Origin of the sequence: Paenibacillus thiaminolyticus (genome assembly GCF_007066085.1) — a bacterium.
GTDB lineage: Bacteria > Bacillota > Bacilli > Paenibacillales > Paenibacillaceae > Paenibacillus_B > Paenibacillus_B thiaminolyticus.
In genome coordinates this window covers 704,091-720,039 of the sequence record NZ_CP041405.1, presented here as the reverse complement: position 1 = coordinate 720,039, position 15,949 = coordinate 704,091, and the positions used below count along the sequence as shown (strand labels likewise).

Here is a 15,949-nt window from a genome sequence, read left to right as displayed (position 1 = left end):
CGCAAAATGGCGCCGGGCTGATTGTTCCGCTTTGGCGCCATTTTCTGTAGACGAATACAAACAATGGTACGATTGCTGGCGAAGCGTCAACACTATCTGGGTATGAGTGTCTAGAACGAATCGTTCTAAAGCATAGCGCTCTCAAGGTGATATCGAAAATGATGAAAGTGCTGCCTCTAGAGGAAGAAGCGGGGAGCCCGATGAAAAGAGGAAGGAGGCTGTGCAAGCCGTCGGAGGAATATATTTCAAAGAAACCTCTTTCTTGGTACAATATTGGAAGGCAGTGGGCTGAATCATTTTTATGCGAGGTAAATTGAATGATGTGATGGGAGAGGCTCGTCGTGAAACTACAGGGTGAAAGAATCGAATTAACTTTGATCGCAGAACAAGACTTGGACTTTCTGTGCCGCATGGAATGTGATAAGGATTTATGGCATTTTGAGGAGTCGGTTCCGAGTGAGGAAGAGGCAAGGGAGAATTTTCTGGAGAAATTCGCTATAAACGAAGATGAAGAAGGGGCAAGCTATGATTTTGTCGTAAGGCTGACTTCGGATCAGGCAGCCAGCCCTATCGGGATAGCACAGATATGGAGCTATGTCGATTGGCGGAAAAGCTGGGAAATCGGGTTCGCGATATTGCCGGAATATGGGGGACGCGGTTACGGACGTGAAGCGACGGAGCTGCTGCTGGCATTGGCGTTCAACAAGCTGGGTGCACATAAGGTCGTCGGCATGTGCAATGCCCATAATCATCGTTCGTCAGCGCTGATGGAGCATATTGGGATGAGAAGGGAAGGCGTGTTCAAGGAAGAACTGTACTGGAATGAGCGTTGGACGGATCAGTTCTTCTATTCGATCTTGTATTCGGAATATGCCGCACAAGGCAAAACTCGGTAGAGTGCAGGAAGAGTTAGGCATGGGGAATCTAATCTACTTTTTCGAGAGGAAGGATATATAGGTATGATGTATCATTCATTTTTTGTAAGCCAGCATGATCAGGATTATCATCCGGAGGTTGCTTGCGGGGTTGCGAGCCTATTGATGCTTCTGCGTTATCATCAGCTTGCGGATGAGCTGACGTTTTTTCAATTGGCCCAAGAGCTGCGGTTGACTGAACCGCCAGCCATCAAAGGCTATCAAGCAACCGATCCTCCGATTGGCGTATATCCGGAGGACGTGTACCGGTTTTTAGTGGACAGGAAGATTTTGTTCCGGGTGTCTTTTTTCAAGCATGAGTGGGAAACTTGTCTGTTGGGCGGGCCTATCATGGTGCTGATGAGAGACGATGGAGACGAATTTGAGCCGCACGGGCACTGGGTTGTCGTCGTGGACAAGAAGGGCCCGGTATTTACTTATTTGGATCCTTGGTATAAGGGTGACAGCGGAGAAAATGTAAGGCAGATCGAGGAAGCGGCATTTTTTGATTGCTTCACGGGCTGCGCATGTCAAATTATTCAGAAGGGTCAGGGTTTCTGATTAACCTGTATCCGGCCAAGATCATGCGAGCTATGAACTGCAGATTGTGGGGGACGCACGCCGTCTGAAAGAGCTCTTGTGCTTCACCGTCAGACGGCGTATACTCGGTAGCGGAGCATAGGAGTACATCCCGATGGACGGAGGCGGTATCAATGATTGAGATCGATTGCTTGGGTGAAGTCTGTCCGGTGCCCGTGATGATGCTGAAGAAGCATCAGGAAGCGATCCGCGGCGGAGAGAAGGTGCTGCTCGTGACTGATCATAGTTGCGCCAAAGTATCGATCGGCGATTACTGCCGCAGCAATAAGTTGAAATGCTTGGTTCACGAAGTCATCAATGGCGTGTGGGAAATTACGATAGAGGCGTAATAAGTCCCTTATATGAAATGTTGAGTTCGAGTTGTATGTATTTCGCATACAACTCTTTTTTGGGTTGAGGAGAAGGCCGCTGAAGCGTTAGGCACAGAAAATAATTAAGGCCTGCGCAAAAAATTACGCAGGCTTGTATTGAAATTTGCGATCGTATTGTCGAAAAAAATAAAAATGGGTAATTCATCATATGTAGGAAATAAAACACTAGTGTAGTTCTATGATGTGGAAGGTAAACTAAATTCGTACAATATGTGTTGTTCGACATGTTTTGCTAATATATTATTCAATTCTACATTTGGGTCCCAAAAAATAGTATAGATAAAATTAACCATTTGATCAACCCCTCACTTCATTTCATCATTATCGAATCGGCAACGAAGTCGGGAGCGGCCTTCTTCATTTGCTGCACGGTATGCAGATACCGTTGCGTCGTATTGATATGCGTATGTCCAAGAGATTCCTGAACTTGCTGCAAGGAAGCGCCGCGGAGCAGGGCCAGCGTCGCATTGGTATGTCGAAGCCAATGTGGCGTTACTTTTTTCTTCAAGCCGCTTTCTTCGCGTGCTTTCTGGATGATCTTCTCAACAAGTCTTACGGAAATAGGGAAAATCCGCTGGCCGTCCATATCCCTATTTTGTTCCCGGAGTTCACATAGTAACCGCCATAACAGTTGCGGAACCTTCACTTCACGCTGTTTATCGCCTTTGCCGGATATCGTCACCCACATCGATGTCTCCTCTGGATCCGTATGGAAGTCATCCCACTCCAATGCGATTAATTCCGATACCCTCACCCCGAGCAGCACAAGCGTCATCCCGATCACATAGTCGCGGAATCCCTGAATTTTTAATTGTTCTAGCAGAAGGCGGACTTCACGCGCTGTTAAATAATGATTTTTGCTGTTCACCGCGATCTTCGGCACACGAACGCATGTTGTCGGATTCGTGGGAAAGAAGCCTCTATTTTCGTCACTTCCCCAATTGTATAGCGAGCGCAACGGAGCGATATGAGCAGCGATCGTGGCGGGCGCCAGCGATTTTTTGTTTGGGCTTAAAAAGCCTTGAGCCAAGCTGATTTTATAGACCTCGATTTCTCTCCACGTCACATCCTTCAACGGTTTATTCCCAATAAATAGGCAGAATTTGTTAATCGCATTCCGATAATTGCGAATTGTATATGGAGAACGGCTGCTTGACGACAAAAACATATTGATAATTTGTTCATCGGAGCAAGGGGCAATCGTTTCGGAATAGTTGGGCAGTAACCGTAAGACTGTCTGAAGCATCGTGTGAATTCCTCCTTATTGTTTCTGCGAACAACACATATTGTACGAATTTAAATTGTAATGGAAAAATCAGAAGAAGCAAAACCTGGAAATGGTTATTATGCCAAATGAGTTGGTTGCAAAGGAGGTCAAGCATTGCTGTTCCGACTTGCGAAGCGGATATTTGACCGCCAGTCAACGGAGATACGAAAATTGCGGCGCATTGTCAGTCACATCGACCGCCACTATCGCCAACTGTCCTCTTCTTCGGATGAGCAGCTGCAGTCGCTATCCAAGGAATTGCGCTCCAAAGCGGAAGAGGAGAGGGGTTCGCCTCTTATGAAAGTCGAAGCGTTCGCGCTGGCTAAAGAAGCGATTCGCCGAATATCCGGGAAGACCCTGCATGACGTACAGCTGATGGGCGGCTGGGCGATGACCGAGCGCAATATTGCCGAGATGGCGACTGGCGAAGGTAAAACCGCGACTTCCATACTACCCATTTATTGGTTCGCATTACAGGGGCATGGCGTGCATCTCATTACGGCGAACGAATATTTGGCAGGACGGGATTATGCGGAGATGAAGCCCATTTTTGAATTTCTTGGGATCAGTGTCGGATTAAATCTCGCAGGCTTGGGTATCAAGGCGAAGCAAGAGGCTTATCAAAAAGATGTGACTTACGGTGTGTGCAGCGAATTCGGTTTTGATTATTTGCGGGATCACTTGGCACGGGAGCCGGATGAACGGGTTCAACGGCCCCTGGCATATGCGCTGCTTGATGAGATCGACAGCATCTTAATCGATGAAGCGCGCACGCCGTTAATCATAGCTCGAAAAACGAAGGCATCGCCCGATCTGTATTATGTTTGCGCCCGGTTTGTCGAACGGTTGCAGGAGAAGCGGGATTATGAAGTGGATCGCGAGCTGAATCAGGTTACGTTTACGGACAGAGGCATTCAATCGATTGAAAAGGTCTTCATGATTGATAATTTATACCATTTGGAAAATACGAACGTCTATCATTATTTATTGCAAAGCCTGCGCGCCAAAGCATTGATGAAGCGCAATGTGGATTACATTGTTAGGGATGAAAAAGTAGCCATTATTGATGCTTTTACCGGACGTATTTTGCAAGGCCGGCAATATAATGACGGCTTGCAGCAAGCGATCGAAGCGAAAGAGGATGTGCCGTTAAGTCCAGAAAACGTGACACATGCGGTAATTACGATACAAAAGTTTTTTAGTTTGTATACATACCTGACCGGGATGACCGGAACCATCCGAAGTGAAGCGGAAGAAGTACAGAATCTGTTCGGATTGGATATCGTCGCCATTCCAACGCATAGGCCCGTTCTGCGCATCGATGAAGAAGATGTATTTTTCATGACGAGACAAGAAAAGTACAGCGAAATCATGCGTGAAGTCAAAAAACGGCATGCCATTGGACAACCGGTGTTAATCGGAACGACGTCGATTGAACAATCTGAGGAGGTTGCCTCTCGTCTGCAGGCATTAGAGCTTCCCTATCAGCTTCTGAACGCCAAAGAGGAGGAAAAAGAAGCATCTATTATATCTGCTGCTGGATTGAAGGGAGCGATAACGATCGCGACCAATATGGCGGGCAGAGGTACGGACATTGTGCTGGGACCGGGGGTAGCAGAGCTTGGGGGGCTGCATGTCATCGGGACGGAGCGGCACGAGAGCCGCAGAATTGATAATCAATTAAGAGGCCGTTCAGGCAGACAGGGAGATCCGGGCTCCTCCTGCTTTTATATTTCGATGGAAGATGAACTGATTGATAGATTCGCTTCTGAAGAAGCTGTGCAATGGTTCGGCAAATTCCAATGGAGAGAGAGCGGGATTAGGGAACAAACGTTAGCGCGCTGGATTGAAAGAGTTCAGAAGAGGATTGAACAGCAAAATTATGAAATTCGGACCTTCGTCTATGTGCTCGATTCGGTTGTGCACGAACAAAGAGTAAGCTTCTATGAGCATCGAAAAGAAGTCGTTGACGGGCAGGATATTCAGTATTTTCTGCGCGGGCATCTTGTACGCTATGTTCGGCAATGGATGGAGACGCATGCTCCTCGTGAACAAGCACCTGATGAATGGGATATTTCCGTATTGTCTCGCGAGTTTCGATTGCCGTCCACTCTTCTTGTTCCTGAAAATAAGGCTGCCGACCGGTCCGAGCTCATGGATACCATCAATGCATATTGGGATGCGAAGCTTGAGGACTTGTTCCCATTAGAGAATCGAAGCCAATGCTGCAAAAAATGGCGAAGCGCCTATTTGCAAATTCTCGACAAAGCATGGATGCGTCATTTGGAGCAGTTGGAGCTGTTAAAGTTAGGAATTCAGTTTCGGAAATACGGAAAACAAGATCCGGTGCAAGCCTTTAAGGAAGATGCTTGGAAGTTATATGGGCAGATGGAGGAAACAGTGAGAAAGAAGGTATATGATGCCGTTTTGAAGGAGAGGATTCGTGAAGGGCAGCAGGTCAACGGAAAGGTAGGATAGCTAAATTGGTTATGAAGCAAACATATCATTTTCTTTCTCTTCTTCGTCAAAAGCTCTTTAAGAGAGAAACAGTTCCTGAGGACGACACCTTGATCGAACAGCCGGAACAGCCCCAGGAAAATGAAACGGTGCAGAACAAAGAAGTCATTGAGTTAAGCGAACAGCTCCGCATTATCGCCTTGGTCAATCAGTATGCGGAGGAGTTTCTATATCCGAATATCAAGCCTGATCCTGCTTGGTTCAAAGGGTTTGCCTTGCTTAATGAAGTGTTCGTCACGCAAGACGAAGATCCGGTCTACCGCTGCAACATGGAAGTGTTCTATCAACATCAATCAGGTGAAAAGAAAGCGGCGTATCTGGTCAGTCTGGTGCGCTTCGCAGGGGATTCGTGGCGCATATTCCAGGTAAAAGAGGTGATGCCATGTTAATAGAGTAGAATCCATCAACCAAAAAAGGAATAGGAAGGAGAAAAATATTTCAATGACACGTAAAAGAGAAGAACGTAATGAAGAGCTTAATGAGTTGAAAGCGCCGGGAAGCCGCAAAGTAACAGCTGGCGTACTGGCAGCAACCAAAGTATTAGCTGCCACCACGATGGCCATCGCCCCGGTTGTTGCTGTTGTGCCAGGAACGGTCTCTGCGGAGGGAATCGATGAGGAAGAGATTCCCGTAGAGGATATTGAAACGGGGACAGAGCTGGACGGTGATGGAGTAGAGCCAGGTACCGACGAAGAGCAGCCAGGAACCGATGATGAAGAGGAGCCAGGCACCGACGATGAAGAGGATCCAGGCACCGATGATGAACAGGATCCAGTCGAAGGTGAGAACCCAGTCGAGGGAGAAAACCCAGTCGAAGGTGAGAACCCAGTCGAGGGAGAAAACCCAGTCGAGGGAGAAAACCCAGTCGAAGGTGAGAACCCAGTCGAGGGTGAGAACCCAGTCGAGGGAGAAAAACCAGTCGAAGGTGAAAACCCAGTCGAGGGAGAAAACCCAGTCGAGGGAGAAAACCCAGTCGAGGGAGAAAACCCAGTCGAAGGTGAAAACCCAGTCGAAGGTGAGAACCCAGTCGAGGGAGAAAACCCAGTCGAAGGTGAAAACCCAGTCGAAGGTGAGAACCCAGTCGAGGGAGAAAACCCAGTCGAAGGTGAGAACCCAGTCGAGGGAGAAAAACCAGTCGAAGGTGAGAACCCAGTCGAGGGAGAAAACCCAGTCGAAGGTGAAAACCCAGTCGAGGGAGAAAACCCAGTCGAAGGTGAGAACCCAGTCGAGGGAGAAAACCCTGTCGAGGGTGAGAACCCAGTCGAGGGAGAAAAACCAGTCGAGGGAGAAAACCCAGTCGAAGGTGAGAACCCAGTCGAGGGAGAAAACCCAGTCGAGGGAGAAAAACCAGTCGAAGGTGAAAACCCAGTCGAAGGTGAGAACCCAGTCGAGGGAGAAAACCCAGTCGAAGGTGAGAACCCAGTCGAGGGAGAAAACCCAGTCGAAGGTGAAAACCCAGTCGAAGGTGAGAACCCAGTCGAGGGAGAAAACCCAGTCGAAGGTGAGAACCCAGTCGAGGGAGAAAACCCAGTCGAAGGTGAGAACCCAGTCGAGGGAGAAAACCCAGTCGAGGGAGAAAACCCAGTCGAAGGTGAGAACCCAGTCGAGGGAGAAAACCCAGTCGAGGGAGAAAACCCAGTCGAAGGTGAGAACCCAGTCGAGGGTGAGAACCCAGTCGAGGGAGAAAACCCAGTCGAGGGAGAAAATCCAGTCGAAGGTGAAAACCCAGTCGAGGGAGAAAACCCAGTCGAAGGTGAGAACCCAGTCGAGGGTGAGAACCCAGTCGAGGGTGAGAACCCAGTCGAGGGAGAAAACCCAGTCGAGGGAGAAAACCCAGTCGAAGGTGAAAACCCAGTCGAGGGAGAAAACCCAGTCGAGGGAGAAAACCCAGTCGAAGGTGAGAACCCAGTCGAGGGAGAAAACCCAGTCGAAGGTGAGAACCCAGTCGAGGGAGAAAACCCAGTCGAAGGTGAGAACCCAGTCGAGGGTGAGAACCCAGTCGAAGGTGAAAACCCAGTCGAGGGTGAGAACCCAGTCGAAGGTGAAAACCCAGTCGAAGGTGAAAACCCAGGTGAGGGCGAAAACCCGGGCGAAGGTGAGAACCCAGTCGAAGGTGAAAAACCAGGCGATGGCGAAGAACCAGGTGACGAAGATAAGGCTTACGCCATCGAAAATGGAGCGCTCGTTAAGGATGGTGGCATAACCGTTTCTGTCGATATCGCTCCGCAAGGAGAAGGACAAAATGTCGTCGTCGTGTTCCAATTGGTTAAGGATGATACGACGCCGGTAAGCATTGTTGCTTTGGAAAGAAACATTTCCGAGCTTGAAAAAGTAACCGCTCATTTTAATGTGGACGGTTCAGGCTATTCCGTTAAGGTGTTCGTCTTTGACGAGTTCACGAGCGATCCGGGCAAAGCCCTAACCTCGTTGGCGAAGCCTGTCATGTTGAACTAAGGACTCTATAAGTTGATATCATGCTCATAATCGAATCCGGAGAGTTCCGGATTCGATTATACTTGAAAGCGAGGTAAGCAGTTCGTGATAAAAGGAATGCTAAGAAATATTACGATAATGGCGGTACTTTTGACAATTTTCCCTTTGTCCGTCTTTGCTTCAGAGCCAATCACTTTGGAGCAGATAGCGAATAAAAAGCCTGGGGAAGCGGTCGAACTGAAGGGAAAATCAACATTAAAAGAAGTGAGCGTTAAAGTACTTCGTCCGAACAAGACGATACTTTATGTAGATGTGGCCGACACCGGTGCAGAAGGGGCTTTTGCGGTCACCTTCCATCTTCCTTCCGACGCTGATCTCGGCGAGTATACGGCGATAGCAGGGCAAGGCTCGGAATCGGCCTCCGGAACATTTAACGTAACGGCCAAAGAGGATAACGGCGGCACGCCAGGCGGAACCCCAGGTAGCGGCAGTTCCGGCGGCTCCGGCGGCGGAGGCGGTGGAGGTGGAGGCAGCACTTCCACACCTTCATCGACAACGCCATCCAATGGTCGAACTATCAATGCAAGCAGCGCTTCCTTTACGTTGAACAGCGTAAAGTTCGACATCCCAGCGGGCGCGGCAGCAAAAACGCTGCAGCTCAAAGTGGAAAAAGTAAGTAGTACTTCCGGACTGAATATTCCGGCTCATCTGCAACTGGCGAGCGAAGTGTTCGAAATCACGGTCAGCCCAAAAGAGAAGCTTGTGAAAAACATGACGATCGCGCTCCCATTCGACAGCTCCAAGTTCCATCCGGATAAATACGAGCTGGCGGTATACCGGTTGGACGCAGATAAAAAAGAATGGATTGCATTGGAGAACATCTCTCTCAACGCCTCCGCTAAGACGGTAAGCGGCGAGGTGGACCAATTCGCGAAGTTGGCCGTGTTGGCCAAAGCCAAAGAAGAAGCCAAGGCAGAAGAACCACAATCTCCACAAATCCTGTTGAAGGACATTAATGGACATTGGGCAGAGAAGAACATTCTCGCGTTGGTTCAAAGAGGCGCAATTGCCGGATATCAAGACAACACGTTTAAGCCAAAAAATAAAATTACGAGAGCTGAATTCGCCACGATTCTCGTTAAAGCGCTCGATTTGAAGGGCAGCGACGGCAAAGGATTCAAGGATACGGAGAAACATTGGGCGAAAGATAACATCGCCATCGCGAGCGCGCATGGCATTGTGAACGGCTATGATTCAACGACCTTCGGACCTAACGATCCGATTACAAGAGAACAAATGGCCGCCATGGTTGTCAAAGCGTTCGATCTGAAGCATGATCAACCGAATGCAAAATTTAAAGACCAAGACAAAGTATCCAAGTGGGCTGTGAAGTCGGTAGAAACGGCAATCGCTCAAGGCATTTTGAGTGGTTACAACAATAACATTAACCCGCAAGAGAACGCCAATAGAGCAGAAGCCGTCACTGTCGTTGCCAATGCATTAGGTCTATAGGCAACGACAGACGTTCCCCGAAGCAATCGGGGCCTAGACGAAGCTGATCAATGAACCAAGACGCTTCCAAAACCGCGAAACAAGCGGGGACGGAAGCGTCTTCTTTCTTGCGGGTGCGGCCACCCCCTCAACACACCGTGTCGACCAGTCTCTTCTCGATATAGCGAATTAATTGACGGGTCTCCATGTCGCCGCGCCGGTTCTGTTTTTTGATCATGTGTATCTCGTTGTATACTTGAAAATTATCGATATCGATGATTCGGAGCTGTTTGGTGTACAGCTCTTTTTTGATGGACATATAGGGGAGAAAGGCGGTCCCGTGTCCTTTGATGGCGGCGAGCTTGACGGCTTCGATCGAATCCAGATTATAGAGAATGTTCAGGCTTGGCTCGCCCTCCGTCATCGCATTCAAGGCCCGCTGCACGCAGGAGAGCTGGGCGGACCAGATCAGCGGAAATCGCGGCAGCTCGCTTAATGCTATCGTGTCGGGACGCAGGGCGCTGGTGCTGGTGACGAGCATGACCTTATCCGAGAATACTTTGCAGGAGTCCAATTCGGGATTGGTCGAAGGCCCCGAGATAAATCCGATATTGCCTTCCTCAAGCAAAATATGCTTCTCGATTTCCGATGAAAAGCCCTCATTCAAGGTGATCAAAAAGTCGGGAAAATGCTTCTTCACTTCATACAGCGTGCAGGGAAGGGCATAATTGCACACTTCCGGAATCGCGTATATGGACAACTGGTGCGGACCGTGCTCCAGATGTTTCATTTCCATCAGCATATCATCATACAGCTTGCAAATTTGAACCGCGTATTTCTGAGCGATCTGTCCCGCTTCGGTGAGCTGGGCACCTTTGTTGCTTCGTTGAAGAAGCTCGGCCCCCAACAACGTTTCCCATGATTTGACTTGCTGGCTAAGCGCCGATTGCGTAATGTGAGCCTTATGCGCCGCCTTCGAGATGCTCTTGAGCGCCGCGATGTCCAGGAACAATTTAAGCGTTTCCACATTCATGCGTGACTACCTCCTGTTTACCCGCTTAGAACTTGTTGAAAGCCCTTCTGTTTGTCTGTCGTGCCATTAGCAAAACTTATACAGTATAAACAAAGCATATAACCACGGTACCGATAAGTATGTTACTATTTTCACAAAGTTAAATAATCTTATTGCTGGAGGTGCTGCAAGATGGGACAAACTCCGAGTCCCGCGACGAAATCGACCCGAATCCGGGCACCTAGAAAGCCTAAGAAGAGTCAACTGCCCTATGCTTTATTGGCAACCGCTCTCGTCATTGCCTTCGGTTTCTACTTGAATCGTTACAATGACAATATGGTCGTCTATCTGCTGTTCGGTCTTTCGTTTGGCGTCATTTTGCAAAGATCGCGATTCTGCTTCACCGCTTCGATGAGGGACCCGTGCATTACGGGAAGCACGTCGGTAACGAGAGCGGTACTCGTTGCCTGCTCCTTGGCCACGATTGGATTCACGGCCATCAAATATTCGGCCTACATGCAAGGGAATCCGATTCCTGGCATGGATAATGTCGGGCCGATCAGCTTCGCCCTCGTCATCGGAGCCGTACTGTTCGGCATCGGAATGGTCATCGCCGGAGGCTGTGCCTCGGGAACGCTGATGCGTGTAGGGGAAGGCTTCACGATGCAGATGATTTCACTGTTTTTCTTCGTTCTTGGCTCTCTCTGGGGAGCGCATGATATGGGCTGGTGGCGGGCCCACGTCATCAAGGATGCGCCAGCGGTGTTCCTGCCGGATGTATTCGGATGGCTTGGCGCTTTGATCGTCCAGTTCCTCATTATATTGCTGCTCTATATCGCTTCGGTCAAATGGCAGGAGAAGAAGATGGGAAGTGCTGAATAATGCGGAATTAAGTGATTTTGTTCACAATGTTTTTCTTTTCATAAAAATAACATGATAAAGGTGGTTATCAAGATGGCTGAATTTACACTTGATTGCATGGGAGAAGCTTGTCCGGTACCTCTGATGAGAACAGAGAAGAAAATGGCTGAACTAAATGCCGGCGATGTCCTGATTGTCTCGATCGACCATAGCTGCGCGATGAAGAATGTGCCGGAGTGGGCGAGAAAGCAGGGGCATAACGTGGAAATCGAAGAGATCGAAGACGGGGAATGGGAAATCGTCATCGAGAAGACCAAATAGCCTTCGCTGAGGAAGAAAGGAGGGGGTGAAAGCGGTGAATGCATTTTGGTTGAAAATCACATCGAACCGCTTTTACAAACGTCTGCTGAAAGAACCGTTTACGTATGTGACCGGAGCTGTGCTGCTCGCGATTTTCGCCATCGCGCATTTGGCCGTCTTCTCCAAAGGATGGGGCGTCACGAGCGCGTTCGCGGACTGGGGGGCGTGGCTGTATCAGCTCGTGGGCGGCAATGTTGACGATTGGGCTTATTTCAGCTCGGAAAAGGCGCAAAAAACATTATCCGGCGGATTCATGAACGACGGCGGCTCGATACGCAATCTTGGTATTATTTTGGGTGCGCTGCTGGCTACGCTGTTCGCATCCGAATTCAAATTGAAGAAAATCAAATCCAAAAAGCAAATCTTTGCAGCGGCATTGGGCGGCCTCCTGATGGGCTACGGCGCGAGATTGGCCAACGGGTGCAACATCGGCGCGTTGTTCACCTCCATTTCTTCGCTGTCGCTGTCCGGCTGGATTTTCTGGCTGTTCTTGTTCGCCGGAGCCTTTGTTGGCAGCAAGCTATTGGCCAAATATTTTATGTAGGAACAAGAGGGCTGACGAGAGTCAGCCTCTTTTCATAAACGAACAACGCCAGTATAGGAGGACCGAAGGCAATGGAAAAGAAAACGGAACAATATGATGTAGTCATTATTGGTGGAGGCGCCGCGGGCTTGACTGCGGGAATCTACTGCGGACGCGCGCGATTGAAGACGCTTATTCTGGAGAAATCGCTCGTAGGCGGCCTCGCCACCTACACGAATGAGATAGAGAACTACCCCGGATTTCCGGAGGGCGCAACCGGGACGGAGCTGATGGGCTTGTTCCACAAGCAGGCGAAGAAGTTCGGCGTTGCTTTCAAAATGACCGATGTCAGATCGGTATCTGTTGACGGCGATGTCAAAATCGTCGAGACGTTCCGCATCCGGTACGAATGCAAAGCCATTATTATTGCAAGCGGGGGCAAGCCAAGATTGACCGGAGCCCAGAACGAGGATAAATATTTGTATGACAAAGGCATTTCCTTCTGCGCGACCTGTGACGCTGCCTCGAATACGGGCAAAACGGTCATGGTGGTCGGAAGCGGCGATGCGGCTATTGAGGAAGGCATGTTCCTGACCAAGTTCGCGGACCGGGTAATCGTCTCCGTCATGCATGATCACGGTAAAATGGACTGCAACGAAATCGCCAAAACCGAGGCGCTCGAAAATCCGAAAATGGAGTTCATCTGGAATACGGTCGTCCATTCCTTCGAAGGCGAGGAGAGGCTGGATACCGTCGTGCTGAGGAACGTGAAGTCGAATGAGCTGCAGAAGGTTCCGGTCGATTCCTGCTTCTTGTTCATCGGCTATGTGCCGAACACGGAGATTTTCGACGGCATGATCGAGATGAACCGGAACGGCTATATCCGCATCAACGACAGAATGGAGACGAACGTGCCCGGCGTCTTCGCTGCGGGCGACGTCTGCGACAAATTCCTCAAGCAGGTGGCGACGGCCGTCGGCGACGGAGCGATAGCGGGATATGGGGCGGAGAAATATTTATCGGAATGTGAAGTATATGAGAATCAGATCCTGAATCATGGCAAGCCCTCGGTTGTCTACCTGTGGAACGCGACGGATGCGGCGTGCCGGGAGCTGCTGCCGGTCATGGAGGCATTCGAGCAGGCGCATTCATCGGAGTTCAGAGTGACCAAGGTCGATGTCTACAAATCGCCTGGACTTGCGGCCAGATTGGGAATTGATGCCGTCCCGGCCGTCGTCTATGTAACGGAAGGGAAGATTCAACAGGTAATTACCGAAAATATCAACGAAGCGTCGTTGGCTGGACTTTTAACATAATCGTTGGGAAAGCGGAGGCTCACCACCCCCGCTTTTTTATTTTCCTGCGGCTTGCGGCTAACGGTATAAGCGACGGTCAAGCGGCAGCCTGGAACGATTCTGTTCCAGGCTGCCTTTTTTAATCCCTTGGAAGAAAGCCTCCAAGGGATTATTTAAGCGGATTAATCAATGCTTGCAGGCTTTCCATTCCTCCAGAAACACTCAATTAGTAACGTTACAATAAAAAATAAATAACGTTACAAAAATGGAAGGAGATAAGGAGTTCGCTTTTTACTAAGTAAAGTAGTACTAATTTTTAGATCAAAGATAGGTAATTATACAGTGAATTAGGGTTGGAACGATTACAAATAATTACAAAATGCGTGACAATTCGAAAATATAATGTTGACATGAGTATTTAAACATATAATAATAAGGTTGTTCATTGTGACTTGTAATGTTAAGTGTTGGATTAGAACAGGTCGCTTGTATTTAGAACTTGTGGTGGTGGAAGCGTTTGCTTCCGAGAAGGAGGAGAGCCGATGCGCTTGAAGCAAAACATGGGCTACATCTATATTATGCCCTGGATTCTCGGTTTTTTTATTTTTACCGTAGCCCCGCTGGGGTTTGCTTTTTATATCGGATTGACGGAATGGGACACGTTCAACAGTCCTACGTTCGTTGGATTGGATAATTACATTGCACTGTTCAAGGATGAAAACTTCCTCAAAGCGCTTTGGGTCACGATCCGGTTTGCGGTCATCTCGGTGCCGCTTGGAATCGCGACTTCCCTTCTGATCGCCTGTCTGGTCAACAGCAAGGTTAGGGGCGTCGGCTTTTTTAGAACCGCGCTTTATTTGCCTGCCGTTGTCTCCGGCGTTTCGATTTCTTTGCTGTGGAAATGGATTTTAGACAAAGATTTCGGTCTGATTAATTTGGTGCTGTCCAAGTTCGGGATTGCTCCTCTCGGGTGGTTATCCGATCCGGATCTCGTGCTGCCGTCTTATTTAATGATGGTCGTCTGGGGAGCCGGCGGGGGCATGCTGACCTATTTGGCAGGGCTGCAGGATATTCCTAGCCATCTGTATGAAGCGGCCGAAATTGACGGAGCGAATATGTTCCAGAAATTTAAAGCGGTTACGCTGCCGATGCTTACGCCGGTTATCTTCTATAACCTGGTCATGGGTATCGTTGGCGCAATGCGCAAGTTCAGCGATGCGTATATAATTGGCGGCGCGGAAAATGAAGGCCGATTTTATATGGTGTACCTGTACGAGAATGCGTTCAACTATCTCAAGATGGGGTACGCGACAGCAATGGGCTGGATCTTATTCGTTATTATCCTCGTATTGACCTTGCTCGTATTCAAGTCCTCTTCGGCATGGGTGTTCTACTCGGCTGAAGTCAAGAAAAAAGCAAAGAAAGGTAAGGGAGCGCCATGTTAGGGAGCAAGATGAAGCACAAGAAATTACGCCGCAATATCCTTCTCTATTTTTTCTTGGCTCTGTTTTCACTGACCACCTTATTCCCGCTGTTGTGGATGATTACCACTTCGTTGAAATCGGGCGATATTATTTTCGAAATGCCTCCGCGGCTCTGGCCTGACGGGCTCCACTGGGAAAATTACACGCGGGCGATCGAGGAAATCAATTTTTTAGTGCTGTTCAAAAACACAGCAATCATTACGTTTTTGCAGCTGTTAAGCAACGTGTTCGTGTCCGCATTTGTCGCTTATGGATTTGCCAGATTCGATTTTCGCTGGAAAAACTTCTGGTTCATGCTGATGCTCTCTACCATTATGATTCCGGGAGAAGTGACGTTGATCCCTGTGTTTATCGCTTTCAGCGAGCTGGGCTGGTCCAATTCGATTAAGCCGCTGGTTATCCCCGGTTTTTTTGGCGGCGCGCCGGTGTTCATTTTCCTATTAAGACAGTTCTTCCTCTCGATACCGAAGGAATTGGAAGAATCTGCGGTCGTGGATGGAGCGGGCAGCTTTAAAATATTTTACAAAATTTTTATTCCGCTTTCTGTTCCTGCATTAATTACGATTGGAATTTTCTCGTTCCAAGGCAGCTGGAACGATCTGATGGGCCCGCTGATTTATTTGAACGATACCGACAAATTTACGCTTACACTCGGTCTGTCCATGTTCAAAGGTATGATGAAAGTGGAATGGGGGCCGCTCATGGCAGGTTCCATCCTGGCGCTGCTGCCCGTTCTTGCGGTATTTTTCGTGGCCCAAAAGCACTTCGTCGAGGGGGTGAAGCTCAGCGGGATCAAAGGATAATCTTCCTATCCTTCAGGC

Annotated in this window: 16 protein-coding genes; 13 read left to right on the top strand and 3 right to left on the bottom strand. The window is 49.0% G+C overall.

Annotated features, from left to right (window positions below; all coding sequences use genetic code 11):
• Positions 1-341: 341 nt before the first annotated feature.
• From FLT43_RS03180 to FLT43_RS03170, 3 genes are all read left to right on the top strand, one after another.
• Positions 342-896, top strand: a complete 555-nt coding sequence (locus tag FLT43_RS03180) for a GNAT family N-acetyltransferase (RefSeq protein WP_087440566.1) — start codon at positions 342-344, stop codon at positions 894-896.
• A 63-nt stretch (positions 897-959) separates the two neighbouring features.
• Positions 960-1,475, top strand: coding sequence for a C39 family peptidase (locus FLT43_RS03175; protein WP_087440565.1), 516 nt, complete (start codon positions 960-962; stop codon positions 1,473-1,475).
• A gap of 152 nt (positions 1,476-1,627) precedes the next feature.
• Positions 1,628-1,843, top strand: coding sequence for a sulfurtransferase TusA family protein (locus tag FLT43_RS03170; RefSeq protein WP_087440564.1), 216 nt, complete (start codon positions 1,628-1,630; stop codon positions 1,841-1,843).
• Positions 1,844-2,195: 352 nt separating this feature from the next.
• On the opposite strand, the gene FLT43_RS03165 is transcribed toward FLT43_RS03170, so the two are convergent.
• The gene (locus tag FLT43_RS03165) at positions 2,196-3,131 is read right to left on the bottom strand and encodes a tyrosine-type recombinase/integrase (RefSeq protein ID WP_087440563.1); all 936 of its coding nucleotides are present in this window, start codon (positions 3,129-3,131) and stop codon (positions 2,196-2,198) included.
• A 135-nt stretch (positions 3,132-3,266) separates the two neighbouring features.
• On the opposite strand from FLT43_RS03165, the gene secA reads away from it, so the two are divergent.
• Positions 3,267-5,630 carry a preprotein translocase subunit SecA gene (gene secA, locus FLT43_RS03160; protein WP_087440562.1) on the top strand — a complete coding sequence of 788 codons (2,364 nt, stop codon included), beginning with the start codon at positions 3,267-3,269 and terminating at the stop codon, positions 5,628-5,630.
• A gap of 11 nt (positions 5,631-5,641) precedes the next feature.
• Positions 5,642-6,058 (top strand): hypothetical protein, encoded by a 417-nt coding sequence (locus FLT43_RS03155; protein ID WP_087440561.1) that lies wholly within the window; start codon positions 5,642-5,644, stop codon positions 6,056-6,058.
• A 151-nt stretch (positions 6,059-6,209) separates the two neighbouring features.
• Here the strand turns inward: FLT43_RS03155 and FLT43_RS29185 are convergent, their stop codons facing one another.
• A complete protein-coding gene (locus tag FLT43_RS29185; RefSeq protein WP_185974558.1) occupies positions 6,210-7,931 on the bottom strand; it encodes a hypothetical protein in 1,722 nt (573 codons plus the stop codon).
• Here FLT43_RS29185 and FLT43_RS29180 point away from each other — a divergent pair.
• Both FLT43_RS29180 and FLT43_RS03145 read left to right on the top strand, forming a co-directional pair.
• Positions 7,923-8,123, top strand: a complete 201-nt coding sequence (locus tag FLT43_RS29180) for a hypothetical protein (RefSeq protein ID WP_143800445.1) — start codon at positions 7,923-7,925, stop codon at positions 8,121-8,123. The genes FLT43_RS29185 and FLT43_RS29180 overlap by 9 nt on opposite strands.
• An 84-nt stretch (positions 8,124-8,207) precedes the next feature.
• Positions 8,208-9,614 carry an S-layer homology domain-containing protein gene (locus FLT43_RS03145; RefSeq protein WP_115057880.1) on the top strand — a complete coding sequence of 469 codons (1,407 nt, stop codon included), beginning with the start codon at positions 8,208-8,210 and terminating at the stop codon, positions 9,612-9,614.
• Positions 9,615-9,741: 127 nt separating this feature from the next.
• Here FLT43_RS03145 and FLT43_RS03140 read toward each other — a convergent pair whose 3' ends face one another.
• Entirely contained in the window at positions 9,742-10,626 is an 885-nt protein-coding gene (locus FLT43_RS03140; RefSeq protein WP_087440558.1) for a LysR family transcriptional regulator, read from the bottom strand.
• A 171-nt stretch (positions 10,627-10,797) separates the two neighbouring features.
• Between FLT43_RS03140 and FLT43_RS03135 the strand changes: the two genes are divergently transcribed.
• From FLT43_RS03135 to FLT43_RS03110, 6 genes are all read left to right on the top strand, one after another.
• The gene (locus tag FLT43_RS03135) at positions 10,798-11,487 is read left to right on the top strand and encodes a YeeE/YedE thiosulfate transporter family protein (RefSeq protein WP_087440557.1); all 690 of its coding nucleotides are present in this window, start codon (positions 10,798-10,800) and stop codon (positions 11,485-11,487) included.
• A gap of 72 nt (positions 11,488-11,559) precedes the next feature.
• Positions 11,560-11,787, top strand: a complete 228-nt coding sequence (locus tag FLT43_RS03130; protein WP_087440556.1) for a sulfurtransferase TusA family protein — start codon at positions 11,560-11,562, stop codon at positions 11,785-11,787.
• A 34-nt stretch (positions 11,788-11,821) separates the two neighbouring features.
• Positions 11,822-12,370 carry a YeeE/YedE thiosulfate transporter family protein gene (locus FLT43_RS03125; RefSeq protein WP_174818179.1) on the top strand — a complete coding sequence of 183 codons (549 nt, stop codon included), beginning with the start codon at positions 11,822-11,824 and terminating at the stop codon, positions 12,368-12,370.
• A gap of 71 nt (positions 12,371-12,441) precedes the next feature.
• Positions 12,442-13,665 carry an FAD-dependent oxidoreductase gene (locus FLT43_RS03120; RefSeq protein ID WP_087440555.1) on the top strand — a complete coding sequence of 408 codons (1,224 nt, stop codon included), beginning with the start codon at positions 12,442-12,444 and terminating at the stop codon, positions 13,663-13,665.
• Positions 13,666-14,186: 521 nt separating this feature from the next.
• Entirely contained in the window at positions 14,187-15,089 is a 903-nt protein-coding gene (locus FLT43_RS03115; RefSeq protein ID WP_087440554.1) for a carbohydrate ABC transporter permease, read from the top strand.
• Between the two features lie 8 nt (positions 15,090-15,097).
• Entirely contained in the window at positions 15,098-15,931 is an 834-nt protein-coding gene (locus FLT43_RS03110) for a carbohydrate ABC transporter permease (protein ID WP_244194020.1), read from the top strand.
• Positions 15,932-15,949 lie beyond the last annotated feature (18 nt).